General features: G+C 43.2%; 29 protein-coding genes. 6 read left to right on the forward strand and 23 right to left on the reverse strand.

The genetic code is table 11. The features are described 5' to 3' along the window. Position 1 precedes the first annotated feature (1 nt). The 11 genes from CVN76_RS17685 to CVN76_RS17735 all read right to left on the reverse strand — a co-directional run bounded on the left by CVN76_RS17685 (position 2) and on the right by CVN76_RS17735 (position 14,905). Entirely contained in the window at positions 2-865 is an 864-nt protein-coding gene (locus CVN76_RS17685) for a branched-chain amino acid ABC transporter permease (RefSeq protein ID WP_100532357.1), read from the reverse strand. Between the two features lie 1,063 nt (positions 866-1,928). Next, positions 1,929-3,626: a sigma-54 interaction domain-containing protein gene (locus CVN76_RS17690; protein WP_232732313.1), complete on the reverse strand. Its 1,698-nt coding sequence runs from the start codon at positions 3,624-3,626 to the stop codon at positions 1,929-1,931. Positions 3,627-3,756: 130 nt separating this feature from the next. Then, on the reverse strand, positions 3,757-4,158 hold the full coding sequence (locus tag CVN76_RS17695) for a MaoC/PaaZ C-terminal domain-containing protein (protein ID WP_061141505.1): 402 nt from the start codon (positions 4,156-4,158) through the stop codon (positions 3,757-3,759). After that, positions 4,155-4,607, reverse strand: coding sequence for a MaoC family dehydratase N-terminal domain-containing protein (locus tag CVN76_RS17700; protein WP_100532358.1), 453 nt, complete (start codon positions 4,605-4,607; stop codon positions 4,155-4,157). Before CVN76_RS17700 ends, CVN76_RS17695 begins: the two co-directional genes overlap by 4 nt. Positions 4,608-4,625: 18 nt before the next feature. Next, entirely contained in the window at positions 4,626-5,390 is a 765-nt protein-coding gene (locus CVN76_RS17705) for an SDR family oxidoreductase (RefSeq protein ID WP_100532359.1), read from the reverse strand. 19 nt (positions 5,391-5,409) lie between these two features. Next, positions 5,410-6,585: an acyl-CoA dehydrogenase family protein gene (locus CVN76_RS17710; RefSeq protein ID WP_100532360.1), complete on the reverse strand. Its 1,176-nt coding sequence runs from the start codon at positions 6,583-6,585 to the stop codon at positions 5,410-5,412. A 27-nt stretch (positions 6,586-6,612) separates the two neighbouring features. Continuing rightward, positions 6,613-7,764 carry an acyl-CoA dehydrogenase family protein gene (locus CVN76_RS17715; protein WP_100532361.1) on the reverse strand — a complete coding sequence of 384 codons (1,152 nt, stop codon included), beginning with the start codon at positions 7,762-7,764 and terminating at the stop codon, positions 6,613-6,615. A gap of 40 nt (positions 7,765-7,804) precedes the next feature. Continuing rightward, complete coding sequence (locus CVN76_RS17720) at positions 7,805-9,406, reverse strand: long-chain-fatty-acid--CoA ligase (protein WP_100532362.1); 1,602 nt, start codon at positions 9,404-9,406, stop codon at positions 7,805-7,807. A 290-nt stretch (positions 9,407-9,696) separates the two neighbouring features. After that, positions 9,697-12,141 carry a DNA topoisomerase IV subunit A gene (gene parC, locus CVN76_RS17725; protein WP_100532363.1) on the reverse strand — a complete coding sequence of 815 codons (2,445 nt, stop codon included), beginning with the start codon at positions 12,139-12,141 and terminating at the stop codon, positions 9,697-9,699. Then, positions 12,131-14,116 (reverse strand): DNA topoisomerase IV subunit B, encoded by a 1,986-nt coding sequence (gene parE / locus CVN76_RS17730; protein WP_100532364.1) that lies wholly within the window; start codon positions 14,114-14,116, stop codon positions 12,131-12,133. Before parE ends, parC begins: the two co-directional genes overlap by 11 nt. 378 nt (positions 14,117-14,494) lie before the next feature. After that, entirely contained in the window at positions 14,495-14,905 is a 411-nt protein-coding gene (locus CVN76_RS17735) for a CoA-binding protein (protein WP_061141513.1), read from the reverse strand. A 479-nt stretch (positions 14,906-15,384) separates the two neighbouring features. Between CVN76_RS17735 and plsY the strand changes: the two genes are divergently transcribed. Beyond that, a complete protein-coding gene (gene plsY, locus CVN76_RS17740; protein ID WP_100532365.1) occupies positions 15,385-15,978 on the forward strand; it encodes a glycerol-3-phosphate 1-O-acyltransferase PlsY in 594 nt (197 codons plus the stop codon). 49 nt (positions 15,979-16,027) lie between these two features. Here plsY and CVN76_RS17745 read toward each other — a convergent pair whose 3' ends face one another. Further along, a complete protein-coding gene (locus CVN76_RS17745; RefSeq protein ID WP_100532366.1) occupies positions 16,028-16,273 on the reverse strand; it encodes a hypothetical protein in 246 nt (81 codons plus the stop codon). A gap of 123 nt (positions 16,274-16,396) precedes the next feature. Further along, positions 16,397-16,624, reverse strand: coding sequence for a hypothetical protein (locus tag CVN76_RS31110; RefSeq protein WP_157805699.1), 228 nt, complete (start codon positions 16,622-16,624; stop codon positions 16,397-16,399). 140 nt (positions 16,625-16,764) lie between these two features. On the opposite strand from CVN76_RS31110, the gene CVN76_RS17750 reads away from it, so the two are divergent. Next, positions 16,765-16,914 carry a YycC family protein gene (locus CVN76_RS17750; protein ID WP_100532367.1) on the forward strand — a complete coding sequence of 50 codons (150 nt, stop codon included), beginning with the start codon at positions 16,765-16,767 and terminating at the stop codon, positions 16,912-16,914. Between the two features lie 16 nt (positions 16,915-16,930). Here CVN76_RS17750 and CVN76_RS17755 read toward each other — a convergent pair whose 3' ends face one another. Both CVN76_RS17755 and CVN76_RS17760 read right to left on the reverse strand, forming a co-directional pair. Beyond that, positions 16,931-17,275: a PadR family transcriptional regulator gene (locus tag CVN76_RS17755; protein WP_232732314.1), complete on the reverse strand. Its 345-nt coding sequence runs from the start codon at positions 17,273-17,275 to the stop codon at positions 16,931-16,933. Between the two features lie 216 nt (positions 17,276-17,491). After that, positions 17,492-17,965, reverse strand: a complete 474-nt coding sequence (locus CVN76_RS17760) for an NUDIX hydrolase (protein WP_100532368.1) — start codon at positions 17,963-17,965, stop codon at positions 17,492-17,494. A gap of 89 nt (positions 17,966-18,054) precedes the next feature. On the opposite strand from CVN76_RS17760, the gene CVN76_RS17765 reads away from it, so the two are divergent. Next, positions 18,055-18,351 carry a HesB/YadR/YfhF family protein gene (locus CVN76_RS17765; protein ID WP_100532369.1) on the forward strand — a complete coding sequence of 99 codons (297 nt, stop codon included), beginning with the start codon at positions 18,055-18,057 and terminating at the stop codon, positions 18,349-18,351. A 40-nt stretch (positions 18,352-18,391) separates the two neighbouring features. Here the strand turns inward: CVN76_RS17765 and CVN76_RS17770 are convergent, their stop codons facing one another. The 7 genes from CVN76_RS17770 to acnA form a co-directional block, all read right to left on the reverse strand. Further along, positions 18,392-18,688: a hypothetical protein gene (locus CVN76_RS17770; RefSeq protein ID WP_100532370.1), complete on the reverse strand. Its 297-nt coding sequence runs from the start codon at positions 18,686-18,688 to the stop codon at positions 18,392-18,394. A 19-nt stretch (positions 18,689-18,707) separates the two neighbouring features. Then, positions 18,708-19,139, reverse strand: coding sequence for an acyl-CoA thioesterase (locus CVN76_RS17775; protein WP_100532371.1), 432 nt, complete (start codon positions 19,137-19,139; stop codon positions 18,708-18,710). 137 nt (positions 19,140-19,276) lie between these two features. Further along, positions 19,277-19,522, reverse strand: a complete 246-nt coding sequence (gene tlp / locus CVN76_RS17780) for a small acid-soluble spore protein Tlp (protein WP_100532372.1) — start codon at positions 19,520-19,522, stop codon at positions 19,277-19,279. A gap of 66 nt (positions 19,523-19,588) precedes the next feature. Continuing rightward, the gene (locus CVN76_RS17785; protein WP_057913693.1) at positions 19,589-19,732 is read right to left on the reverse strand and encodes an acid-soluble spore protein N; all 144 of its coding nucleotides are present in this window, start codon (positions 19,730-19,732) and stop codon (positions 19,589-19,591) included. 136 nt (positions 19,733-19,868) lie between these two features. Then, a complete protein-coding gene (locus tag CVN76_RS17790) occupies positions 19,869-19,997 on the reverse strand; it encodes an FbpB family small basic protein (RefSeq protein ID WP_081092343.1) in 129 nt (42 codons plus the stop codon). A 268-nt stretch (positions 19,998-20,265) separates the two neighbouring features. Next, positions 20,266-20,799 (reverse strand): redoxin domain-containing protein, encoded by a 534-nt coding sequence (locus tag CVN76_RS17795; protein WP_100532373.1) that lies wholly within the window; start codon positions 20,797-20,799, stop codon positions 20,266-20,268. A gap of 213 nt (positions 20,800-21,012) precedes the next feature. Next, positions 21,013-23,724, reverse strand: a complete 2,712-nt coding sequence (acnA, locus tag CVN76_RS17800) for an aconitate hydratase AcnA (protein ID WP_100532374.1) — start codon at positions 23,722-23,724, stop codon at positions 21,013-21,015. Between the two features lie 389 nt (positions 23,725-24,113). On the opposite strand from acnA, the gene sspO reads away from it, so the two are divergent. Then, the gene (sspO, locus tag CVN76_RS17805) at positions 24,114-24,266 is read left to right on the forward strand and encodes a small acid-soluble spore protein O (RefSeq protein ID WP_100532375.1); all 153 of its coding nucleotides are present in this window, start codon (positions 24,114-24,116) and stop codon (positions 24,264-24,266) included. Between the two features lie 76 nt (positions 24,267-24,342). Here the strand turns inward: sspO and CVN76_RS17810 are convergent, their stop codons facing one another. Beyond that, complete coding sequence (locus CVN76_RS17810) at positions 24,343-24,603, reverse strand: hypothetical protein (protein WP_100532376.1); 261 nt, start codon at positions 24,601-24,603, stop codon at positions 24,343-24,345. Between the two features lie 114 nt (positions 24,604-24,717). Here CVN76_RS17810 and CVN76_RS17815 point away from each other — a divergent pair, with 114 nt between their 5' ends. Together CVN76_RS17815 and CVN76_RS17820 are read left to right on the forward strand one after the other, a co-directional pair. Continuing rightward, positions 24,718-24,861, forward strand: coding sequence for a small acid-soluble spore protein P (locus CVN76_RS17815; protein WP_061141525.1), 144 nt, complete (start codon positions 24,718-24,720; stop codon positions 24,859-24,861). A gap of 212 nt (positions 24,862-25,073) precedes the next feature. Further along, entirely contained in the window at positions 25,074-25,847 is a 774-nt protein-coding gene (locus CVN76_RS17820; protein WP_100532377.1) for a MurR/RpiR family transcriptional regulator, read from the forward strand.

Genomic DNA, 25,847 nt, shown 5'->3' on the forward strand with positions numbered 1-25,847 from the left:
GTTATCTCTCCCCCTTGGCAAAGAGGCCTGTTGGCTTTACAGTCAATATCACGACTAATAGTATGAAAGCAATGATGTCTTTATAGTCATTGGATAGATAGGTCGCGCCAAGGCTTTCACTGAATCCGAGGATATACCCGCCGACAATGGCCCCCGGAATGCTTCCCATCCCGCCGAGGATGATGATGACGAAGGCCTTAAGGATGACCAGGTGCCCCATTCCGGGAAACACTAGATTTATCGGTGAAGCCAGGGACGAAGCGATGGCTGCCAATCCTCCCGATATCATGAAGGTCAGCATCGCGACTTTGTTGATATTGATTCCGACCAATGATGCACCTTCACGATTTTGGGACATCGCAATGATCGTTGAACCTGTATACGTTTTCTTCAGGAATAAGTAAAGTAAAACCATCACCACGATAGCAGCGACGATGATCAATAATCGCTGAAGTGTAAATGTCAAGCCCATGATCTGGACAACTTGGCCGTAAGGGGAATTCATGGTATGGAAGTCTGCTCCCCAGACAAATTGGGCAAACGCTTCAAGAAAAAGAAGAATGCCGATTGCCGCGATTTTATCGTGCAAGGGAGGCGCTTCTCTTAACAGGCGGAACACGAAGCGTTCCAAAAGCACCCCAAGCAAGCCAACGACGATAATGGATACAAACATCGCCAGCCAGTAATTGACCCCATATAATGTCATCATGGACAATGTGATATATCCACCAAGCATATAGAGAGCACCATGAGCAAAGTTCGGGATATGCAAAATTCCATAAACGAGCGTCAATCCCAAGGCAACTAGACTATATACGCTGCCTATCGTCAAACCATTAAAAAGCTGTTGGATTAATATATCCATTTACTTCCTCCCTGACTAATTATTGAATTTCATCTTGCTTATCATCCTCCCGCAATTACCTGTACTATGACTTAGACGCTTCAAGAGCGGGATGGGGGATTCGCAAGTTATTTCACGCAAGTAGAATGGATTGTGTTACAGAGCTGGAGCTGCCTTTTAAATCTTTGTTTAAAAATTTTCATGTCTGAAGGAGTCTTGAATGACACAGTGGTGTGGATGCCCGTAACAGGTTCATCTGTCATGTGTTTCAACTCGATTATCCGTTTAGGCCGAAGACTGATATTATTCAGTGGAGTAAGGTAAAGGGTTGTATTGCTTCAATTTCCTCCTGCTCTTGAATGAGACGTAAGTAGATGGTTTTTTTGTTAGCGCTTTCATAAATGATGATCATCCATCGACACTATTTTCTCGTAAGCTATCATCCGCTTTCTTTACTGAAGATAACAATTCTGATTGCCCTTTTTGATTTTTCTGATTGATCAGGCCTCGTGTGACGATTGCTTCAATTTGCACTGGTTAACCGTTTCTTCACTTGGCCATCGCCTGATTCCTCCCCCCTCCCTTTACACTTTTCTACAGAATCATTCCGCAGATCTTTTTCCTGTTGCGGATTTTTCCTGGTTTAATGATGCAAGTACCGTGCCACAAGCAATATCACCGTCAAACGGCTATTACCCAGCAAAACAGAATTCATTAATGAATTGTAAAATTGAAAAGAGCGGCTTCCAAAGGGGATGTTCATCATTCACTTTTGACTGAAAAAAATCAGTATTGAATTAAAATAAATGGAGTGTTATTCAAGATCACGGAGGCAATGAGGCAGGAGATGATGGGCACACGACCTAAATGAAAATAGTCTTTCATTAATAATTTCCGACACTGAAATCCACAAACGCATGATTTGCCCCTAACGCCATATCCAAAATAACAATCGTCATGGATGAGGCTCCCGGACCGGTTGCTCACAAGCGAGTGCCTTCAGATATGGAGACGGTCAGTCCGCATCCTTCAAAGCTTTGGGCATAATTGAAGGGATACCGATTAAGGCATCCCCCTTGCTTGCTTAGGTTTTTTCACTGACCTTCAGTCGATATTTTTTTAGTTTCCTTACGATCGTTGCCTGACTTGAATCAAGGGCAGCTGCGATTTCATATGTAGTTTGGTACGTTTGTGCCGCTTTTGTCAAGATCTCCTTTTCGGCTCTTTCCACAGCCGCTTTTAACGTTAGCGAAGAATTATAATTTGCTTGGTTCCGGTTTTCCGGCTGATATTCTTCCGGCAGGTCATTCATCGATAATAACGAATGATCCGTCAGTACGACGAGCCTTTCGACAATATTTATCAACTCACGGACATTTCCCGGCCAATCATGTTGAAAAAAATATTCTTTCAGCCTCGAATCTATTTCTTTCGAAAATTTATATTGTTCGTTCGATTTCTTTAAGAACAAATCAGTCAAAGCCAAGATATCTTCTCTTCTTTCGCGTAATGGGGGAATCGTGATGGGAATGACATTCAGCCTATAAAAAAGGTCTTCGCGAAAATCACCAGACTTGACCATTTCCGATAAATTACGGTTCGTGGCCGCGATTATCCGAACATCGATTTTCTTCGGCTTCGTACCACCGATTCTTTGAATCTCCCTTTCCTGAAGTGCCCGCAGCAGCTTTACCTGCAATTGTAAGGGGAGTTCACCGACTTCATCCAAAAATAAGATGCCGCTCTCTGCCATCTCGAACATCCCTGGTTTCCCCTTTTGATTTGCCCCGGTAAATGCTCCGCCTTCATATCCAAATAGCTCGGATTCCAATAAATCGGCAGGAATGGCCCCGCAATTTATTTTGATGAAATCGCCTTTCTTGGACCGGATGCTACGATTATATATATTGCGGGCAAGGACATCTTTCCCGACTCCCGTTTCTCCAAGGATGAGCACGGTCGCATCGATATCCGATATTCTTTCAGCGATCTCATAAATCGTTTTCATCTTATCACTGACAAAAACGACTCCATCCTGACTTGTTATCTTTCGCAGTTTTTCGATTTCCTGCTTATATTGATGATTCAATTCATTAGCCTTCGTCAATTCGTGCATCAGTTCATTTAAATCTGACAAATCCCTAATATTCGTTACGACTTGCTCGATTTCCCCAGCTTCATTAAAAACGGGGCTACCGGTAATCAATGTTTCTTTTCCGGCAAAATTATCCTGAACGACTGATACAGTTCGTCTCAGCTTGACGACCTTATGCGTGACAGATGCATTCAAGATGCCGCGCTTAATCAGCTGGTCCACCGACTTGCCTATATAGTACTCTTTAGGGATGCCGGTGATCCGCTCAATCGCTGAATTGGTATAAAGCGTCGTCCCCTGTTGATCGGTGATATAAATCCCGTCATAGGAACTTTCGATTATGGCATCAAGGGCCCGGTTCAGTTTGTCCGACTCATGGGCATCTACCAGTAAATCATCCAAAAATTGTGTTTCACTGCCTATATAAAGACGATTGTCATCATCCGATCCTTTCATTAGCAAAAATAAGTACCGCTTGTCACGCAGTTTTGCTGCCGCAAGTCTATTGTTATCGAGAAATTGCCACTCATCGAATTGTTCGGTTAATGTCGTATCCCCATCATGGTCCATCAACTGATCGAAGTACATGCCCCATTCCTTAATCCGGTTTTCAGAATCCAGGACAAGTGCAGGCAAGGGGTATTCCTTGAGCAATTTGATTGGAGAATCCTGTTTCACTTGATTCATAACTATTCACCACCGCAAAAAGAATTCTTTATACGTACAATTCTGGATAAATCTCGAATCTCCTTTAAAATTGTCGATTTTCATTTCCCAAAAAAAATAGTGATGAAATAATTTTCATCACTACTTTCGTTTAATAGACTTTAAAAACAACCTCACCGCTGATCGCTTCTTTGCCTGTCTGGTCAGTTGCTGCCACTTTGAAATGATATCTATCTTCGTTTTTTTCTTTTAAATCGGCAGAGAGGGTGATTACATCATTCAAGAAAACCATCCCTTTAAATCGGATCTTGTATTCTTCGATAAAGCCGATTTCATACAGATTACTGAAAAGCTTTGCCAGATTTCCCATCGTCCACATCCCATGGGCAATGATTCCGGGAAGACCTGCATTTTTTGCTTCCTCGTCAATCGTATGAATGGGATTGAAGTCGCCTGATGCTCCAGCGTACTTAATCAGGTCCATACGCGTAACAGGTTTCAGCTCGATTGAATGCAGCGAGTCACCAATATGGAGTTCGGTCAATGTCGTCACTTGCTCATCACCTTCTTCCTGATCGTTTCATTGATGATGACAAGCTGTTCGGCACTAAATACCAATTTACCATCGGCGTCCGATCCATAATTTTTCAAGGCCAGGAATCCCATTTCGCCCTGTTTTCCTTTTTTCTCATAGTAATCCTTCACTTCCGAATAACAGGTGATTTCCTCGCCGACCAAAAGCGGCCTATTGTAGCGATAAACCTGTTCGCCATGAATCAGCCCTTTATCCGGAAGATTAAGCGATTCAATCGTGCCATAATCAAAGACCCGCGGGAAGGTTGGCGGAGCTATATTCGTTCCATATCTCGATTGCCTCCCCGCTTCTTCATCAATGAAAATCGGGTGCGGATCACCAATCGAGAATGCGAATTTTCTTACGGCTCCCCGTTCCACGATGTTTTTAACGGGTTTAGATCGCTTTCCAATGCTATCGTTAAACATATCATCCCGCCTTTTCCCTTAATTTTTTGGACCGCCTGCAACATATAAAACCTGACCGCTGATGAATGAGGATGCTTCATCGGCAAAGAACGCCACAGCATGTGCAATATCACTTGGCTGGCCGCTCCTCGCAACAGGAATGCTGTTTGCCCGATCCTGAATGAATTGATCAAAGCTTACCCCTACCCGCTTCGCTGTTTCTTTCGTCATTTCGGTTTCGATAAAGCCAGGAGCGACGGAATTGGCTGTTATCCCATACTTTCCAAGCTCGATAGCAAGCGTTTTCGTTAACCCCTGAAGCCCGGCCTTAGCAGCTGAATAATTGGCCTGACCGCGATTTCCAAGGGCGGAGGTGGAGGATATATTGATGATTCTTCCGTATTTATTCGCAACCATATGCTTTTGGGCGGCACGGACTGCATTGAAAGTGCCTTTTAAATGTACATCCATTACGGTTTGCCAATCTGAATCGGTCATTTTAAAGAGGAGATTATCCCGGATGACCCCTGCGTTATTCACAAGAATATCAAGCGAGCCGAATGTGTCCGCTATCTCGGTAACCGAAGCTTTGACCTCTTCTGGATCGACCACATTTGCCACCTTCGTAAAAATGGTGTATCCCTTGTCCCTCAATTCATTTCCCGCTGATGTCAATACCTCTTCGTTGATATCGATGATGGCAACCTTTGCCCCTTCACTGGCAAACAGCTCGACGATCGCCCGGCCAATTCCTCTGCTTCCACCTGTTACTAGCGCCGTTTTTCCTGAAAATCTTCCTGTCATCTCTTTTCCTCCTAATCTATTATAAGAATTGCCCTAATTTAACATGCCCCTTGATTAAATTACGGGAAATGATCATGCGCTGTATTTCATCCGTTCCATCATAAATCCGCCACAGCCTTGCCTCCCGGTACCACCGTTCGATGGGAAGCTCTTTCGTATAACCCATGCCGCCATGTATCTGCAATACGCGGTCAACGACCCGGTTCCCCATATTTGCGCCAAAGAGCTTAGCCATTGAAGCCAAATGTCGGTTGTCTTCGCCATTATCGAGCGTGAAAGCAGCGTTCAGTACAAGCCACCGAGCCGCTTCGATCTCCACTGCCGAATCTGCAATCTGCCATTGAATGGCCTGACGCTCGGCGATCGGCTTACCGAAGGTGACTCGTTCTTTCGCATACTCTATCGCCATTTGCAGCAATCTTTCCGCAGAACCGACAGCACGCGCCCCCACAATCCATCTGGCAAACCCGATCCATTCCAATCCCAATTTATAACCGCCATGTATTTCCCCTAAGATGTTTTCCTCGGGTACCCTTACATTATCGAAAACTAACCCGGCTGGTCCCCATTCTCCCATCGTATGGATATATTCGGATCTCCAGCCCATGTCGCGGTCGACGATGAAGCAGGTTACACCCTCGGTCCCGGTCGCCTGATGACGCTCTTTGTCCGTAACCGCAATGACCATGACGAAATCAGCATCATTCCCACCAGTAATGAACGTTTTTTCACCGTTAAGCACCCAGTCGGTGCCATCTTTCACAGCCGTCATTTTTATATTCCTTGTATCTGACCCAGCTCCCGGCTCCGTCATCGCAAAACAGGATTTTTTCTCCCCATTGATCGTTGGAATGAGGTATTTCTTTTTTTGTTCCTCGTTTCCATAATAAAGGATATTATCCGCCGATCCGCCAAAGCTAAAAGGGACGAACGTCTTGGATACTTCCATCAAGACGATGGCCATCATAAGCTGCCCCAGTTCCGCCCCGCCATATTCTTCCGGCGTATTGATGCCCCAAAAGCCTGCTTTTTTAGCTTTTTCCTGTAATTCTTTCAATGTTCCCTCCGGCAAACTAGGCTTTCCTGCCATTTCATTGCGCAGCACTTCATTTTCCAAAGGAATCAATTCATTCTCCACGAACTTGCGGATTGTTTTTTGGACCATTTTTTGTTCTTCCGATAAGCGTAAATCCATTTGAACCCCTCCACTTTCCCTATTAGACTAGTGTTGATATTTTTTCTTCAATTGCGCAGCTATGATATTTTTCTGGATTTCGGACGTACCTTCATATATTCGAGTGATTCTGGCATCTCTGAAAAAGCGTTCCACCGGGTAGTCCTTCATGTATCCGATTCCGCCATGAATTTGGACCGCCTTATCAGCGACGCGATTATACACTTCCGAACCATACAGCTTCAGCATTGCCGCTTCCTTGATGATTTTTTCCTTTTGATCGACCATCCATGCGACCCGATATGTGAATGAACGAAGCGCTTCGATTTCCATTGCCATTTCAGCAAGCATATGAGATACAGCCTGATGATCGATGATCGGCACATCGAACTGCTCCCGCTCCATCGCATATTTAGTCGAGAGATCCAGCAAATACTGACACGACCCCAAATTCCTTGCCGCTAGCCCTGCCCGTCCATTCGCAAGAATTTTCAACGCATTCACATACCCCTGGCCTATATCTCCCAGGACATTTTCAGCGGGAACCTCGCAATCTTCAAAAATCAATTCAGCCGAATGCGAGCCTCGAAGGCCCATCTTCCGCTCCAAGCTTCCCACTTTAAAACCCGGAAAGCCTTTCTCCACGATGAATGAGGTGATTCCTTTTGCACCTTTATCCTTATCCGTTACTGCCATGACTGTAAAAATATCGGCTACATCCGCATTCGTTATATAATGCTTCGTCCCGTTCAGGATATAGGCATCGCCGTTTTTGACTGCCGTCATCTTCAGGTTGGTCGCATGTGATCCCGCCGCAGGCTCCGTAAGGGCAAATGCACCGATTTTATTGCCGCTTGCCATTTCTGGCAAATACTTTTCCTTTTGCATTTCATTGCCCATTTCGACGATCCCTACCGTCCCGATGCCAGTATGGGCACCAATCAAAGTAGTATAGCCATTATGTGTTTTGCCGATTTCCTCATATAAAGCGCATTTCCCGATCATCCCTATCCCGAGACCGCCATACCTTTCCGGAATGCTCAGTCCGAATAGTCCGATTTCTTTCGATAAATTTATGATGGAATCCGGGATATGATCTTCATCCTCAATTTGCATGGAAAAAGGATCGATTTGTTCTTCAATAAACTGGCGAATGGTTTCTTTTAACAGGACGATATCATCATCTAAGCGAAAGTCCACATGCATTCCCCTTTCTCAGGCAATTTGATTGTCAACGCTTTCACGCTCTATCCGAATGGACTCGATGAACCTCTTGAAGCTTGCGTTTCAAGACTTTACCCACCGCCGTCTTTGGGAATTCAAGTTGAAACGTGATCATTTCGGGTATCTTGAAGGCGGCCAGATGTTTCCGGCAATAATCCTGCAATTCTTTTTCCGTTATTGTTTCAGTCGGCTTTAGAACGACCGCTGCATGTACCGTTTCACCGCGATATTGATCGGGAACACCGAATACGGCAGCTTCCAAAACCTTTGGATGGCTGTAGAGAACCTCTTCAATTTCTATGGGATAAATATTGAAGCCGCCTGCGATGATCATTTCTTTCTTGCGACCGACAATGTAAAAGAAGCCATCTTCATCCATCTTCGCGATATCGCCAGTATACAGCCAGCCGTTTTGAATCGTCTTCTTCGTCTCTTCGGGCATCCCCCAATACCCTTTCATCACTTGAGGTCCCTTGATGACCAATTCACCTGGGGTATCAAACAAGAGCGCTGGCTCACCAGTAACGCTGTCAATGATGGCGGCATCCGTATTTTGTATCGGAATTCCGATACTCCCCGGCTTTTGCAGGCCACTGACGGGATTTCGATGCGTAACTGGTGATGCTTCGGAAAGTCCATAGCCCTCTGCAATCTTCGAGCCACTCACTTCGTTAAAGCTTGATAAGACATGCAAGGGCAATGGGGACGATCCTGAAACGCAGGATTTCAAGGAACGCAAATCAAACGGATGGGACTGGTAATATTGTAATAATGCAATATACATCGTTGGCACACCGGGAAAAATGGTCGGTTTAACCGTTTTGATCATCTCAACGATTTCTGCCACCTCAAACCGGGAAACGATGATCAATTCACCGCCATTATAAAACGTCAAATTCATGCCTGATGTCATCCCATATACATGAAATAATGGTGAAACGCCCAGCACCCTTTCCTTGCCCTCTTGAATTTTGATTTTGGAAGTGGCGGCACTTTGCAGCGTATTGGCCACAATATTCCGATGGGTCAGCATTGCTCCTTTTGAACGTCCGGTTGTCCCCCCCGTATATTGGAGGACGGCGACATCTTCTCCGGGATCGATGGATACCGAGTAATCCGTTTCCCCTATAGGCAGCAGGCCCTTCATCAATTCACATTCATTCTTTTCCTTCGATACGGGCCATATTTTTTCAAGTTCGGTTTTATCCAGGACTGCTTCCACTATAGGGATTAAGTCATCCAGGACGATGATGTGCCTGGCACCCGAGTCTTTCAGGACATGTATCAATTCGTTTGATTTATACATCGGGTTGACTTGGACAACGATCGCCCCATTTAAAAGCGTCCCGTAAAAACTGATCGGATATTGCGGACAATTGGGGAGCATAAGCGCCACACGATCTCCTTTTTCAATCCCCGCCTCAGCAAGTAAGCGGGCAAACCTTTTCACTAGCTGTCCTAACTGGGAATATGTATACCTATCCTCTTTAAACGTAATCGCGGTATGATCCGCATATTTTTCGACTGATTGATAAAAAAGGTCTGTCACAGACATTTCAGGTATTTCGATTTCCAATGGATTTCCGGACGGGATATGCTTTTTCCAAGGTCTATCCATTTGTCCTCCCCTTTCTTCTTTTGATAAAACAAAGAAGTCATACTATTAACATGCAAGAGCTGTGCCAAAAATGGAACGTGAAGATATCAAGAATATATGAACAGCAAAATCCATTATTGAATTATTCGGTCGTCAATTATGATTAATGGACTGGTAATACAACCAATTTAAAATTGACTCAAGAAGTCATTTTTGACTCAAGAAGTTTAGAGGGTGTTAATCGAAGAAAAAATTATAAGGAACAAAAAAACGGGATGCTGATTGACCAGCACCCCGTCAGAAAAAATGAATCACTCCTCCATGGAGGCTTCATCTTCCAATGATATTTTCCATAGTTCTTTCGCCTTCCCACTGACCGTTTCATCAAAAACAAAAGATCCATTCGTGTAGCGATCGTGATTTTTTAATGAGGCGGCATGAACGGTTTCAACCGTTCCCTTTTCAGAAAGAATGAACAAACTGTCGGTTTTATTGACCGTAGTAAATCCGATGACCCGGTGGGGATTGGATTTCAATTCCCTTAATACCACGACACCGCGTTTCGCCCGGCTCGTTTTTTCAAACTCGGTTAATTTCATTTTCTTGATGGCGCCGCGCTGGGTAACGACTAGGATCGATTCTTTGCTATCTTTGGTTAATGTCTTGCCGCCGATAACATAATCATCTTCTTTCAAATTAATTCCTTTGACTCCCGCCGCACGCACACCGACGATACTCACCTCTTCTTCATCGAACCATAAACTATAGCCGTTATGGGTGACAAGGAAAAGATCTTCCTGGCCATCGGTATGATGAACGTCGACCAGTTCATCATCGCCTTTTAAATTGATGCCGACCAATGGTTTAGAATGACGTTGGGCTTTATAAGCAGCAAGTTCCGTCTTTTTCACCATCCCGTTTTTCGTGATGAACACCAGGAATTGAGGAAGGGTAAAGTCCTTGATTGGAATTGCTTTTATGATCTGCTCTTCCCTATCGATCGGAATGATGTTCGCGATATGCTGGCCGGTTTCCTTCCAGCGAATATCAGGAAGCTGATGAACTGGACAATAGAGAAAGTTCCCTTTGGATGTGAATAGCAACAGGACATCCGTTGTATTCATTTCCAGGCGCTGAAGCAAGCGATCCGAATCCTTCATGCCAAAATCAAGACCGCCCGATGCCGCATATGACCGTAATGATGTCCGTTTCACATAGCCTTCTTTCGTCACGGTCACCATTACGTCTTCACTTGCGATCAAGACTTCAAGATTAATTTTGATTTCCTCTATTTCCTTTTCGATTTTCGAACGTCTTCCGTCATCATAGCCTTTTTTAATGAACCGAAGTTCTTTTTTTATGACTTGAAGAAGCACCTTTTCGCTGCCAAGGATCTTCGTCAATTCTTCAATCCTGTTTTTCAATTCCGCTGCCTCTGCCTCAAGTGCCGTAATATCCGTATTTGTCAGTCTATATAACTGTAAAGATACGATGGCTTCCGCTTGCGCTTCCGTAAACGCGAATTGGGCGATCAGGTTATCTTTGGCATTGCGCTTGTCTTTGGAAGCACGGATGACGGCAATGACTTCATCCAATATCGACAGGGCCTTCACTAAGCCATCGACGATATGCGCCCGGTCATGCGCCTTTTGCAGCTCATAACGGGAACGGTTCACGATTACCTCTTTACGGTGATCGATATACGCATCGAGCATTTTTGGCAGGCTCATCAAAGTCGGCCGCTTTTTATATATCGCGACCATATTGAAGTTATAGGCAATTTGAAGATCGGAATTTTTGTATAAATAATGCAGGACACCGTTTGCATCCGCATCTTTTTTCAGTTCGATGACGATGCGAAGTCCGGTCCGGTCCGTTTCATCCCTTACTTCGGCGATGCCTTCCACTTTCCGGTCTAGACGGAATTCATCCATCTTCTTGACCAGGTTCGCTTTATTGACTTCATATGGGATTTCGGTGATGACGATTTGCTGTTTGCCGCCACGAATCGTTTCCACGTCCGCCAGACCGCGAATGATGATTTTTCCTTTGCCTGTTTCATAGGCTTTGCGAATGCCTTCGATGCCTTGAATGATTCCGCCTGTAGGGAAATCCGGTCCCTTGATGACCGTCATTAAATCCGCGACGGTCGCTTCAGGCTTATCGATCCGCATGATGGCGGCATCGATGACCTCTCCTATTTGATGCGGCGGAATTTCCGTGGCATATCCGGCTGAGATCCCAGTGGAACCGTTTACGAGCAAATTCGGGAACATCGCAGGCAACACGATCGGCTCTTCCGAAGTATCATCAAAGTTCGACACGAAGTCGACCGTCCGTTTTTCAATATCACGTAACATCTCCGAAGCAATCGATGAAAGCCTGGCTTCCGTATACCGCATCGCAGCAGGGGGGTCGCCATCGATGCTGCCGTTGTTTCCGTGCATTTGGACCATGACTTTCCGCAGCTTCCAGTCTTGGCTCATCCTTACCATCGCCTCATATACAGATGAATCACCATGGGGATGATAATTACCAATGACATTACCGACTGTTTTTGCAGATTTCCTGAATCCTTTTTCCTGTGTATTTCCTTCCACATGCATCGCATACAAGATCCTGCGCTGTACCGGTTTTAAGCCGTCCCTGGCATCGGGAAGGGCCCGATCCTGGATAATGTATTTACTATAGCGCCCGAAGCGATCTCCGATGACCTCTTCAAGCGGCAAATCCCGAAACGTTTCTTCAAATACCATCGTTATTGACCTCCTCTTCAATCGACATATTTTCATTATCTAAAATATTCGATTCTTCCTCGAGACCAAAAGCGACATTTGCTTCAATCCATTTGCGGCGCGGTTCAACCTTGTCTCCCATTAATGTCGTCACTCGTCTTTCCGCTCGGGCCCCATCATCGATTTTCACACGGATCAGCGTCCTTGTCTCCGGGTTCATCGTGGTATCCCATAATTGATCGGCATTCATCTCTCCAAGCCCTTTATAACGCTGAATCATATAGCCTTTCCCGACTTTGTCTATCGCTCCCTGAAGCTCCTCGTCACTCCAGGCATATTCAATCACTTCTTTCTTCCCGGTCCCTTTACTCACTTTATATAATGGCGGCAGGGCAATATAAACCTTCCCTGACTCTATCAATGGTTTCATATAGCGGTAAAAGAAAGTCAGAAGAAGCACTTGGATATGGGCCCCATCCGTATCGGCATCGGTCATGATGATCACTTTATCGTAATTGGTGTCCGGCGTATTGAACTCGGCCCCGACCCCTCCGCCAATGGCGTGGATGATCGTATTGATTTCTTCGTTCTTAAAAATATCAGCCAGTTTGGCCTTTTCCGTATTGATGACTTTACCCCTTAAAGGCAAAACCGCCTGAAAACGGCGATCCCGCCCTTGCTTTGCGGATCCTCCGGCAGAGTCCCCTTCCACAAGGTACAATTCATTACGGTCGGGATTTTTCGATTGAGCCGGCGTCAGCTTACCAGATAGGATGGCATCGGATTTTTTTCGTTTCTTTCCGCTCCTTGCATCCTCCCTTGCTTTGCGGGCCGCTTCTCGGGCCTGGAATGCTTTTATCGATTTTTTAACCAACAAGGTACTCGTGGTCGGATCTTCTTCAAAAAAGTAGGCTAAGTGCTCTGACACGATGGAATCGACTGCAGAGCGCGCCTCGCTGGTGCCAAGCTTGCTCTTGGTCTGCCCTTCGAATTGAAGCAGTTCTTCCGGAATGCGGACAGAGATAATCGATGACAAGCCTTCACGTATATCGGTACCTTCGAGGTTTTTATCTTTTTCCTTCAATAGCCCCATTTTTCTCGCATAATCATTAAACGCCCTGGTCATGGCCGTTTTTGCGCCGATTTCATGGGTGCCGCCGTCCTTTGTACGAACATTATTGACGAAGCTTAATATATTCTCTGAATAGCCATCGTTGAATTGAAAGGCAAGTTCAACTTCTATTCCATTCTGCTCCCCTTCCAAGCTAACAACACCATGAAGGGTTTCTTTTTCCTCATTTAAGTAATCCACAAATGCTTCGATTCCATTTTCATAATGGAAGGTTTCATTTCGGTCGTTGCGTTCATCCGTCAATTCTATCTTCATGCCCTTTAATAGAAAAGCTGATTCACGGAGACGTTCACATAGGATATCGTAATTAAAGGTGGTCACCGAAAATATCTTTGGATCGGGCTTGAAGTGAATCTTCGTACCCGTTTGATTCGTTTTACCGAGTTTCTCCAAGGTCGTTTCAGGCTTGCCTCCATTGAAAAACCGTTGTTCGTATATGAACCCGTCCCTTTTGATCGTCACGACAAGCCATTCAGACAGCGCATTAACGACAGAAGCACCCACACCGTGAAGGCCTCCGCTCGTTTTATATCCACCTTGTCCGAATTTCCCCCCTGCATGGAGGATCGTCAAAATGACTTCAGGCGTCGGTTTACCCAATTTATGCATACCCGTAGGCATCCCGCGGCCCCTATCAGTTACACTTACACTGTTATCTTTATGTATTTTCACACTAATTTGGTCTCCATAACCAGCCAGAGCCTCATCTACGGAGTTATCTACAATCTCGTACACTAAATGATGAAGTCCGCGTGCATCAGTACTGCCGATATACATACCGGGACGTTTTCTGACCGCTTCGAGTCCTTCCAGTACCTGAATTGCATCATCATTGTACTCGATTGCTTTTACCTTTTTTGCCACAGAAATTCCCCTTTCCTTACTAAACACAATTTCCGGGCCAAATCATACTGCAATGAAATGACTCACTAGACAATTTTTCACATACGTTACTATTCATATAAAAAGTATAATACTTTCATGAGAAAAGAACAAGTGTTCTATTTTTTTGTCCCTTTTATTAGCGTTAGCCCATTTGCCTGGAACTTGTCGCTTGAAAACGTATCATAGCTACCGTTCTAATTGTAGCGGTAATTTTTCATTTGGCAAATATACTTTTACTATTTTGATCAAAATGTTGTTAAATCCCCTGGATATTCCCGCGGCTTTGGCCATGGTCGAGACCCTCAAGCAGCATCCAGTGATGCTTTTAAAAAAGAGCGGATGCCCGCTCTTTTGACTTTACTTCGTAAGGGCGTGTTCGACTTTAATGCATCGATCCATGATGACAGTATAACCCTTTTCCTTCAAGAAATTATAGGCTTCCTCGTTTTCCACACCCAGCTGAGCCCAAAAGATATCAGCATCAATGTCGGCAAACTCTTTGGCAATCTCCGGGAGGAATTCCGAACGGCGAAACACATTGACGATATCGACATGTCCTTCAATATCTTTGAGGGCTTTCACGGCCTTGACTCCCAACACTTCGGATACGGAAGGGTTAACCGGGATGATCTCATATCCGCTGTCCTGCATCGCCTTGGATACCATATAAGACGTCCGCTCGGGGTTATTCGATAAACCGACTACAGCGATCCGCTTCGCTTTTTTTAGCATTTGGCCCATTTCCGCTCTGCTTGGATTTTCTATCATTCTTACCAATCCCCTCTATTTATAAAATGTTATATTGCATAAAAAGTATACTTAACAAGGATATTTTGCAAAGGCAAGCTGATTATTTCCCATTATTAAGAAAAACAATTATACAAGAAAAAATATGTTGCGAAAAGGCATGGCTCCCTTGCCGCCCTTTATGTTCATCCAGCCTGCCACGTATTGTTAGGCTTTATACAAACAGGCTCCATTTTATATATACGAAAATAAGAAATCCTAAACCTTTTGCCTTGCTGCAACTTAAACCTATATTAAAAAGTGCATATTCATCAAGTAAAATTCATTTTTCAATAGATTTTTTTCGGACAGCCGTACCATTTTGTCACGAAAATGTTACAATAAGAGATGCTTATCATGCAGTTTAACGCTGTTTTTGGCTATTTCTTTCAAATACTGTGACAATCAGCCTCTTAAACATGAAAAAATAAGAAGATTTTTCTTAAAGAAAGGGTCATAGAATGCTTACATTTATCATTATACTGTCCGCCTACTTGATTGGATCGATCCCATCCGGTTTAATTATCGGCAAAACCTTTTACAAAATCGACATTCGGGAGCATGGCAGTAAAAATCTTGGCGGGACAAATACCTTCCGGACATTGGGTGTCAAGGCAGGGCTTACCGTCACCATCATGGATATCCTTAAAGGGACCCTTGCAACTTCACTCCCGTTTTTGCTTGGAGCTGATATAAATATAAATGAGATGCTTATCGGCGTAATTGCCGTCATCGGCCATATGTTTCCCGTTTTTGCAAACTTTAGGGGCGGGAAAGCGGTTGCGACTTCAGCTGGTGTCATTCTTGCTTATGAACCATTATTTTTTCTCATTGCCGTCATCATTTTCTTTATATCCCTATACATTTCCAAATACGTATCACTTTCGTCCATGATCGCCTCCCTTCTTGCGTTTATCTATAGTTTGGTGTTTCATGCAGGTGATTGGGCCCTCATTACAGTGATCGGCGTTTTTATGATTTTCATTTTCTATCGGCATCGGGCGAACATTAAACGAATTATTGATAAAACTGAACCAAAAGTCAAATGGTTATAAGCGATTTTCCGGATGGGAATGGGCCAGTTTCCACAGGTCCAGGTCCATTCTACAATGCATGTGCCGTGTTATTCAGTACACCGGCTTGACCGGATACCTTTTCCGAAAAATCCCTCATTTCATGGATGACCGATATCAAACCTTGAATGGTCCTTTCCATTTCCTTTAAATCGGTAATATTTCCTTCGGTCACGCCAATGGTTTCATTGAAAGACTTTCCGGTTAAAACCGATTCGTTGCCTCCTGCCGGAACGACCTCCCTGACCCTTTGGACAGATCCAGCCACTTCCTTCATAGTAGCTATCTCCTGCACTCGTTTTACAGCCCCTTTGATGCTGTGGAGGATTGGTTTTTCCCTCGACATATGATCAGGTTCTGTATTTTTTTCGTCAAGATTTGCCTGCGTTCCTGCCCATCTTCAGCAATCATGACCTGAAGTCCCATCTGATCCTGCATCCAATATTCCGACAGTATCACTTGCTTTTTCCTGCTTCACTATTATGAAAATGCCCATCCTATTTAAACCTGCAATCACATGGATCTTTTTAGCTAACATCTTATTTAAAGATAAAATAACCCTCAGGAAATAGTTCATTAAGACCACCTTACTGAATTCATTTTGTCCATTTCCCCATTCCATTTTCAAGGTAAAATGACCTGGAATGGGGGTCTGGACTCGGTTTGATGTGTTGTTCTGAAAAGCCTAAACAGCTAAGTAAAGATTGATTAATTGTTGCATAGAGGCTAAACTGGAACTAATTACGCTTACCATAAGGAGAATCCGTCATGAAGCCACTGCAAATTTCACCGGAAACTGCATTGAAATTATCCAAATCCCTCAATTTGCCCTTGGAGCAAATCATGCATATGCCCACACCCATCTTGCTGAAAAAGCTTGCCGAGGCTGAAGCAATCGAAAACGAGAAGGCGAAATAGCTGCAGAAGCCTGCAGCTATTTTTGTGTGCGCTCAGATGTGTGCGTGATCACCTTCCGGATTACCTGCTGAAAGGCGTTCCATTCTTCCCACTGCCCTTGAAATTGGCTGAGGCCCGATTTGGTCGCATAATAGTATTTCCTTTTCGGTCCTTCCAAGGAATCCCTCCAATAGCTTTTTAAATACTCTTTCTCTTCCAGCCTTTTTAATGCGGGGTAAAGCATGCCTTCTTTATATTGCAAATAACCATCACTCAGCTTTTTGAGCTGTTCGATCATTTCATAGCCGTACATATCCTTCTGAGACAGCAATGAAAGCAATACCATCTCCGTACTTCCTTTTAATAACTCCGCTTTTCGCAAATTCAGCAGCCCCCTCTAAATAAGATACTTAAATAGGTAGGTCGAATACTATATATTCTTCATATATAGCGACGCATTCACCCCTCACGAAACCGTATATTCTTTGTCTTTCTTTTTAATATAACAATATTCTGAATTCTTCACTACCTATTATCATTGAATAGCCTTGTTTATAAAGACCAAATAAAAAACCGCCCATTGGCGGTCTTCAATTGGTTAAAACCGATTCTTTTGCGGCAGCTCCTTCTTTTTCATGGAAACGAAGTGATCATTTTCATAGATGCAGGCAAATTCTTGCGGGGGTGAGGCATCCAATACCTCACTAAGATAGTGCTTGATGTTGGATACGACTTCATCTGCCTCCATGATCCATTGATAAGGCTTCCAAGCCAGTTCTCCTTCATCACATGGTCTAAGGCTTCCGCCGGTATCTTCAGCGCGGTACACATACATTCCGCCCGTCTCATTCCATGTCACGATTCCCCTATAGGTCAATCGCTTGACCTTCAAACCAGTTTCTTCAAATATTTCCCGTTCCATCGATTCACGGACCGTCTCACCTTCTTCGATTTTCCCCCCAATGCCATTCCATTTTCCCCGATTGGGATCTTTCTTGCGGAATAACATCAGCACTTCAGCTTTATTGTTCGTTGTACGGGTTATGAAACAAATTGTATAAATGATCTCCATTGTATTTCCTTTCTTAAACGCACATTATTCGCATCTACTTCATAATTACTTTATACTTAAATAACGAACCTCAAGGAAGGAGAATGACTATGAAACTGACCATTTCCGATCAAGCAGCCAAGTGGTATGCGGATGAATTGGAGCTCCAAGAAGGCTCACATTTGCGCTTTTATGTAAGATATGGGGGACACAGTTCCGTCCAAAGCGGATTTTCATTGGGCATCATTCAAGAAGCTCCTGAAAATGCGGCAGCCGTATCATCGACGAATAATGTTCATTTCTATGTTGAAGAAAAAGATATTTGGTACTTCGATGGCCATGATCTGCGGATTACCTTCAACGAAAAGCTGACTGAGCCTGAATTTCATTATGATAAGAGCGCATGACCATGCAGCAGCGGTGCAAACTGCTGTTGCCTCTTTTTTTCTAATCATCGAGCAGCAATACAGAAATCCCTTCCGCTTTGAGGATATCCCTTTGTTTGTCGCCCAGAAGGTCATAATGAGAATAACCATCCTTGCGGTGATGGATCCACTCTTTTTTCAGTCCGTATTGCTTACCCCAATCAGATAAACGGCCTAAATCTTTACTGCCGACTTTTGTAACCGTCTTGCAGCCAGGAAAACGGTCGTCCAGCCAATAATGAGTTAAAAAAGCGATTTCGCCTTGATCGATCCGCTGTTTCCACTCCACTACATCTTTCCGTTTAATGCCGAAAGCCATGTCCAAACACCTCGATTAATTAAACCAGCTCATTCTGCTTTTTATTTTTTTCATAGGCCTCATGCCAATCAGGAAACATGCGTTTAATTGATATCGGACGGAAGCTGTCCTTTTTAACGCAAACATGTGAAGAATGGCCAGTAGCCGCCACTTCCCCTTTACCATTGACGATTTCATAACCATACACGACCCGTAACCCGTCATACATATCAATCCAGGTCCTCACCTTAACTTTATCACCATATCGTACAGGTGATTTGTATGAGGCCTGTATGTCCATGACAGGGGATAGGATCCCGACCGCCTCCATATCGGCATAACGAAATCCTAAATCTTCGACTAATTTTGTCCTGCCCAGTTCCATCCATATTAAATAATTGGCATGGTAAACAACACCCATCTGGTCTGTCTCTGCATACCTCACTTCAATATCATTTTCAGCTATGAACATTTTTTTCCCCACTTTCATTTTTGCAATATAAACATATTACCATAACAACCGTTCCCTTTTCATTTAAGCAGGCTTCAGCACTCATGAAAAAATGGGGAAGAAAGAATCGTGCTTCTTTCTTCCCCATCATCCATAAACTAAATATTATCTGTACTGTAGCCGCTCTCCCGTGCTTCTTGCTCATCTTGTACTTCTTGCTTCATCGCTTCAATGCTCGCTTTTCTTCGCTCGTTTTTGGCTGTAATCGTCATTTTGTCCTCAGCTGATGAAAAGGATGTCGCATCATTCGCTGCTGTCATGTTCTGTTCCGTATTGTGAATCGCGTCCTGAAGTTTCTCTACATTATCCAAACGGTTATCCTGATTATGTTTGAATGAATCCATTGGTTTTCACCCCTAATCAAAAAAATGGTTTACATAATAATATTATCAATTCGCGCTAATCCTTCGTCATTCGCCTTTTGTCTGGATCACCTGGGCATGCTTCCCGGATTTATCCTGCATTTGCTTACCGTTATTGCTTCCAGCTGCCCTTGGCTGTGTTCCAAGATGGCTTGGTCTAAAGTGTTTGGAATCTTTTTTTGGATTACTCATTTTATCGCCTCCTTTTATTATGATGGGTGAAAAGGAAGCAATTCATGAGTGCCAGATTTTGAAAAGCGCAAAATAAAAAGCCAGCACGATTGAAGACAACGTACTGACTCATATTTAGCTTAATAAACCCTTTCGGTTACTCAGCTTTTTGCATATGTTTTTTTTCAAGGCGTTCCTCTAGTCTTTCCATTTGTTTAAGGTCCATCATTAATTCCCTTTTGTTTTCTTTGATCAATTCTTCAAATGTTCTTTTTCTTTTTTTCATGTTTTCACCTACTTTTTTTAGTATATGATTCAGCATTGCCAAATTAACGTAAAATTATGACTATATGGTTTTACAACAATGAATTGTCATAATTGTCTGACTTTTTAAAGCATCAATCATTCCTTACTTTGCCTCTCTTTATACTTTAACCCTTTTCCTATCTTTATTAACCAAAAATTTTGAATTTTAACAATATTATTTTTAATTTTTGACAACTTTGTTAACAAGCAATCATTCAACGAAAAAAACGGGACCTTTAAAGGTCCCGCTACTGCATGCTATTCATATATCGTTCCATATCTTTAAGCTGCATGGCTGATACCACTTTGTGACTGATCTTGCCTTTCTTGTCGATGAAATATGTAGTCGGAATGCTTAGTACTTTATACTGCTCATTCACTGGATTTTTTGCACTGTTGCTATCAAGAGGTATGGTGAAGGTGATTTTATTTTCCTTCACAAATGACCGTACATCGTTTTCAGGGTCTATATTGACTGCAAGAACGACGGCATCATCACCTGCTTGCTTCGTATATTGCTCCATATCCGGCATTTCTTTTTTGCAGGGCGGGCACCACGTTGCCCAAAAATTCAGCATAACCTTTTTCCCTTTATAATCAGCCAATTCAACTTGTTTTCCATCCAAGGTCTCCAAGGTGAAATTGGGCGCTTTAGCTCCTATTTTCAAACCGCCCAATGAATCCTTTTTCCCATGGTTGTTTGGTTCATTATCCATCGCTTGTACAATCGCAATTCCAATCAGTGACAGTAAGAGCACTGAGGCGATAATTTTTTTAAGCATACACTTTTGTCCCCCTAGTCCCAATACAATAAAGTTATTAAGCCATTTCCAGAAATAGAACAACTTCCCTTTTTCATTTTAACAATAAAAAGTCATTGGGAATAGTGAAACCCCTTTATTCGTTTCATGTTATTCGCCCGCTTACATAATCTTGACACAAAAAAAGAATCGGTAAACCTAGGTTCTAGGTTTACCGATTCCAAAAGGGCCGAATTAGCCTTTTAATTTATTGCGCAGTACCATTTGAAGGATACCGCCGTGACGGTAGTAGTCGATTTCGATTTCTGAGTCGAAACGAACAAGTACATCAAATTCTTTTACGTTTCCAGCTTCATCAGTAGCTGTAACCGTTACGATATCACGTGGTTTAACTGTTTCGTCGATTTTAACAGCAATCGCTTCTTTACCAGTCAATCCAAGCGTTTCAGCGTTTTCGCCTTCTTTGAATTGAAGAGGAAGAACACCCATCAATGCAAGGTTAGAACGGTGAATACGTTCAAAGCTTTCAGCGATGACCGTTTTGATGCCAAGAAGGTTCGTACCTTTTGCAGCCCAGTCACGAGAGCTTCCCATACCGTAGTCTTTACCAGCGATGACGGCAAGACCTGTTCCATCAGCTTTGTATTTCATGCAAGCATCATAGATAGCCATTACATCGCCTGTCGGCCAGTAAGTCGTGAATCCGCCTTCTGTACCTGGAGCCACTTGGTTACGGATACGGATGTTTGCGAATGTTCCGCGCATCATTGCTTCGTGGTTACCGCGACGAGAACCGTAAGAGTTAAAGTCACGCGGTTTCACACCGTTTTCACGAAGGTAGATACCAGCTGGTGTATCTTTACCGATTGCACCTGCAGGAGAAATGTGGTCAGTAGTTACTGAATCACCGAATTTACCTACAACGCGCAAGCCAGAAAGCGGGTTAACTGAACCTGGTTCTGGTGATAATCCTTCAAAGAACGGAGGATTTTGAATGTATGTTGATTTTGAATCGAAAGCGTAAATCGCTTCGTTGCTTGTTTGGATTTCATTCCAACGTTTGTTATCGTTGAATACTGTTTCGTATTCTTTACGGAATAATTCCGGTGTAACCGTTGCTTTAACAGCAGCGTTTACTTCTTCTTGTGATGGCCAGATGTCAGCAAGGTATACATCGTTGCCATCTTTATCTTTACCAAGTGAATCATTGTTAAGATCGAAGTCCACAGTACCTGCAAGGGCATATGCCACAACTAAAGTTGGAGAAGCAAGGTAGTTTGCTTTCACAAGCGGATGAATACGGCCTTCGAAGTTACGGTTACCTGAAAGTACTGAAGTTACCAGAAGATCCGCTTCAGCAACAGCTGCTTCGATTTCGTCCGCTAATGGACCTGAGTTACCGATACATGTTGTACAGCCATAACCGACTACGTTGAATCCTAATTGATCAAGGTATGGTTGAAGACCTGCATCACGAAGGTAACCAGTAACAACTTTAGAGCCTGGTGCCAATGATGTTTTTACATAATCCGGAACAGTCAAGCCTTTTTCAACCGCTTTTTTAGCGATCAGACCTGCTCCAAGCATTACGTATGGATTTGAAGTATTTGTACAGCTCGTGATTGCAGCAATTGCGATCGCGCCAGTTTTCATGACCGATTCTTTGCCATCGGCGAATTTAACAGTCACTTCTTTATCCAATTCGGAATTGTCCATGCCGAAGCCTTGGTTACCCATTGGTGCATTGATGGCTTCATGGAAAGATTTCTTCATTTGGGAAAGCGGAATCAAATCTTGCGGGCGTTTAGGGCCTGAAAGGTTTGGTTCAATTGCTGAAAGATCGATTTCCACTACATCATTGTATGCTGGATCTTCGTTTTCAGGAGCATAGAACAAGCCGTTTTCTTTGCAGTAAGATTCAACCACTTGGATTTGTTTTTCATCACGGCCTGTTAAGCGCATGTAATCGATCGCTTCTGCATCAACTGGGAAGAAACCAACTGTAGCACCGTATTCAGGAGCCATGTTAGCGATTGTTGCACGGTCAGCAAGCGGAAGGTAGCCTACTCCTGGGCCGTAGAACTCAACGAATTTACCAACTACGCCGTGTGCACGAAGAACTTGCGTTACTTTCAAAGCAAGGTCAGTAGCTGTCGTTCCTTTAGGAAGTTGGCCAGTTAGCTTAACACCGACCACTTTTGGCACTGGGAAGTATGATGGCTGTCCAAGCATGCCTGCTTCAGCTTCGATACCGCCGACGCCCCAACCAAGAACACCGATACCGTTGATCATAGTCGTATGTGAATCCGTACCGAATACAGAATCAGGGAATACTTCGAAATCGCCGTTTGGAGTTTCAACTGCGTGTACTACGTTCGCAAGGTACTCAAGGTTAACTTGGTGAACGATACCAGTCGCTGGCGGAACCGCACGGTAGTTGTTGAATGATTTTTGAGCCCAGCTTAGGAACTGGTAACGCTCTGCATTACGTTCGAATTCAAGATCCATATTGGCATCAAGTGAATCCATAGTACCTGCTTTATCAACTTGGACTGAGTGGTCGATTACAAGGTCAACTGGAATTTCCGGGTTGATTTTGTCTGGATCTCCACCAAGCGCCGCGAAGGCATTACGTAGAGAAGCTAAATCCACAACAACCGGCACACCCGTGAAATCTTGAAGGATGACACGTGAAGGCTTGAAAGGTACATCTATATCTTGTTGCTCGCTTGTTCCCCATTTAGCAAGGTTCGCAACATGTTCTTTTGTGATAACTCTTCCGTCCACTTGGCGCAGAACTGCTTCAAGTAATACTTTAATGGAATATGGAAGGCGTGAAACTTTGCCGTCCCCTGCTTTTTCGATAGCGTCTAGGCTGTAGTAGTTGTAGCGTTTCCCTTCAATTTCGAAGGATTTACGCGATTGGTACACGTCATTTTTCGTCATGAATATTACCCCCTATTAAACTGTCAGAACAACTTATTCTGCACATGAAAGTAAAACCTGGTTCACTGAAACCATGTTTACCAATAAATATAAACAAAAAGGTTAGTTTGTCGAATTTTCTCTCTGTTCTCCCACCCTAACTCTTCCTTCAACTTAATACTAATATAGAAATGAGTATAAGTAAATAACAAGAAAGTTATTGTTTTTGATAAGTTTCACTTATGTTAATAATTCCTTTTTATATGAAAGTGACGTTTAAAAGCCTTACCTGCCTTCCAATTGGTGAAAAAAACCACATATACAAGCTGATAAATTATTCCAACAAAACATATTAGGCAAACATACATAATCATTCCGCATTATCACATTCTATTGGTGGAGGTGTCGAAATGTCAAAACAAAAGGCAAATCATGTCATACCAGGGATGAATGCAGCAAAAGCACAAGGTAATGGGGCAGGATACCATGATGAATTGGGAAATGAACCGCCATTATCGGAAGAACAAAGACAAAACAACAAAAAAAGAAAGAAAAACCAATAATATCAATGCTTTAATAGGAAGGCTTTTTGAAAATCACATGTTCAAAAAGCCTTTTCCCCCTAAACCAGACATCCAATCAGTCCTCGGAATTCACTTCATTGACGATTGCAGAAATATCCTGCTCGAATTGTTTCAATTGACCCCGTTGGTGCTCAGAAGCGGTAACCAAGGCAGTTTGTATTTGCTGGTAAGCCTCGTTCACTTCCTGCTTCACATGCTTCAATTCCGTTCCATAATCCGGTGCCGTCTTTTCGATCGAAGAATATGCATCATACACCTGGTGGTAACTTTGCTGTGCTTCCTGGAATGCCCTGCGTTTATCTTGTTTATCCTGCAATGTAATTCAGCTCCTTAATTAGTATCACTCATAGGATGTACGAGGGTTACAAATATATGTATGTGAATAAAAATCCCTGAACTGCTTATCTTAAGATATAGGAGGGATCAGCATATGAACAAAAATGATGGCAAAGATATTCGAAAAAATGCACCTAAAGGGAATAACCCAGGTCAACCTGCTCCATTAAGCGGTTCCCATAAGGTGAAAAATAGACAGCATTCCCGTCAAAAGCATAATAGCGGCCACGATATGTAAGCTGCTTTTCATTCGATAACGAAGCGGTGCCTGCCATTTGCCAGGCACCGCTCTTTATTTGAATAACGGACAACCATAAGCTTTATCATTAACCCCTTAAAGTGTTTCATTCATTTAAATCGTCTTCTTATTAAAATTACAACTTCCTACTTTTCTATTTTACGATTATGATAGACTATAAGGTCTGAATTCCTTATAAAGAGGGTGAGTTCATGCAAGTTTTTCTGAAGCGTTTATCCCAGCACCGGGAACGATTGAGCCAGTTAGAGATGGGCGTGTTAGAGTACATTTTGCATCATCATGAAATAATTGTGCATATGAATTTAGATGAATTAGCGAAGAAGCTTTTTGTATCCACGGCAACCATAAGCAGGACATGCCAACAGTTAGGTTTTCGCGGATTTCAAGATTTGAAATACTCATTCATAAAAGAAACGACAAAAGAGACTCATGATATTGTCTCTTCTCGTTCTGAATCCTTAAGTAACCATATTGATCGTTTCAAGCAGGAAATTGAAAATACGATTGATTATATTGATGAAGGAAAAATAATCGAAGCTGCAAAATATATACATATAAGTAAGCATGTAGAGTTCTTTGGTGTAGGGAATTCACTGCCCCCTTGTGTCGATGCAGCAAGGAAATTAATGTTCTCAGGGAAAATTAGCAGCGCCCGTGAAGATTGGGATGAATTGAGAAGCGTTGCCAATAGTTTACATGCAGATGATTTGGCGATCTTGGTTTCGTATAGTGGGGAAACGATTTACACATTGGAATACGCCTCACTGTTAAAGAAGCGCAACGTTAAAACCATTTCCATCACAGGACAACATAATAATCGGTTACAGCAAGAGGTGGATTTATCTTTCCAGGCACACGTACTGAATCGCTATTATGGTGAATTGGATATGAGCTCGCGCTTCCCTTTGAGCATTATTTTGGATTTCATTATTTTAACCTATCTGGAGAAATATAAAGATTCCTGA

This window comes from Bacillus sp. mrc49, from assembly GCF_002803435.1.

Bases quoted from the DNA above. Each gene is read 5' to 3' on its own strand.
- CVN76_RS17765 (WP_100532369.1), top strand. From the start codon at position 18,055: ATGAAACTGACCATTTCCGATCAAGCAGCCAAGTGGTATGCGGATGAA.
- CVN76_RS17760 (WP_100532368.1), bottom strand. From the start codon at position 17,965: ATGGAGATCATTTATACAATTTGTTTCATAACCCGTACAACGAACAAT.
- CVN76_RS17785 (WP_057913693.1), bottom strand. From the start codon at position 19,732: ATGAGTAATCCAAAAAAAGATTCCAAACACTTTAGACCAAGCCATCTT.
- tlp (WP_100532372.1), bottom strand. From the start codon at position 19,522: ATGGATTCATTCAAACATAATCAGGATAACCGTTTGGATAATGTAGAG.
- CVN76_RS17820 (WP_100532377.1), top strand. From the start codon at position 25,074: ATGCAAGTTTTTCTGAAGCGTTTATCCCAGCACCGGGAACGATTGAGC.
- CVN76_RS17710 (WP_100532360.1), bottom strand. From the start codon at position 6,585: ATGGATTTACGCTTATCGGAAGAACAAAAAATGGTCCAAAAAACAATC.
- CVN76_RS17745 (WP_100532366.1), bottom strand. From the start codon at position 16,273: ATGAAGGAAGTGGCTGGATCTGTCCAAAGGGTCAGGGAGGTCGTTCCG.
- CVN76_RS17750 (WP_100532367.1), top strand. From the start codon at position 16,765: ATGAAGCCACTGCAAATTTCACCGGAAACTGCATTGAAATTATCCAAA.
- CVN76_RS17700 (WP_100532358.1), bottom strand. From the start codon at position 4,607: ATGTTTAACGATAGCATTGGAAAGCGATCTAAACCCGTTAAAAACATC.
- CVN76_RS17705 (WP_100532359.1), bottom strand. From the start codon at position 5,390: ATGACAGGAAGATTTTCAGGAAAAACGGCGCTAGTAACAGGTGGAAGC.
- CVN76_RS17775 (WP_100532371.1), bottom strand. From the start codon at position 19,139: ATGTTCATAGCTGAAAATGATATTGAAGTGAGGTATGCAGAGACAGAC.
- CVN76_RS17720 (WP_100532362.1), bottom strand. From the start codon at position 9,406: ATGGATAGACCTTGGAAAAAGCATATCCCGTCCGGAAATCCATTGGAA.
- CVN76_RS17790 (WP_081092343.1), bottom strand. From the start codon at position 19,997: ATGAAAAAAAGAAAAAGAACATTTGAAGAATTGATCAAAGAAAACAAA.
- CVN76_RS17735 (WP_061141513.1), bottom strand. From the start codon at position 14,905: ATGATAGAAAATCCAAGCAGAGCGGAAATGGGCCAAATGCTAAAAAAA.
- CVN76_RS17770 (WP_100532370.1), bottom strand. From the start codon at position 18,688: ATGGCTTTCGGCATTAAACGGAAAGATGTAGTGGAGTGGAAACAGCGG.
- CVN76_RS17690 (WP_232732313.1), bottom strand. From the start codon at position 3,626: ATGAATCAAGTGAAACAGGATTCTCCAATCAAATTGCTCAAGGAATAC.
- parC (WP_100532363.1), bottom strand. From the start codon at position 12,141: ATGGTATTTGAAGAAACGTTTCGGGATTTGCCGCTTGAAGAGGTCATC.
- plsY (WP_100532365.1), top strand. From the start codon at position 15,385: ATGCTTACATTTATCATTATACTGTCCGCCTACTTGATTGGATCGATC.
- acnA (WP_100532374.1), bottom strand. From the start codon at position 23,724: ATGACGAAAAATGACGTGTACCAATCGCGTAAATCCTTCGAAATTGAA.
- sspO (WP_100532375.1), top strand. From the start codon at position 24,114: ATGTCAAAACAAAAGGCAAATCATGTCATACCAGGGATGAATGCAGCA.
- CVN76_RS17795 (WP_100532373.1), bottom strand. From the start codon at position 20,799: ATGCTTAAAAAAATTATCGCCTCAGTGCTCTTACTGTCACTGATTGGA.
- CVN76_RS17815 (WP_061141525.1), top strand. From the start codon at position 24,718: ATGAACAAAAATGATGGCAAAGATATTCGAAAAAATGCACCTAAAGGG.
- CVN76_RS17685 (WP_100532357.1), bottom strand. From the start codon at position 865: ATGGATATATTAATCCAACAGCTTTTTAATGGTTTGACGATAGGCAGC.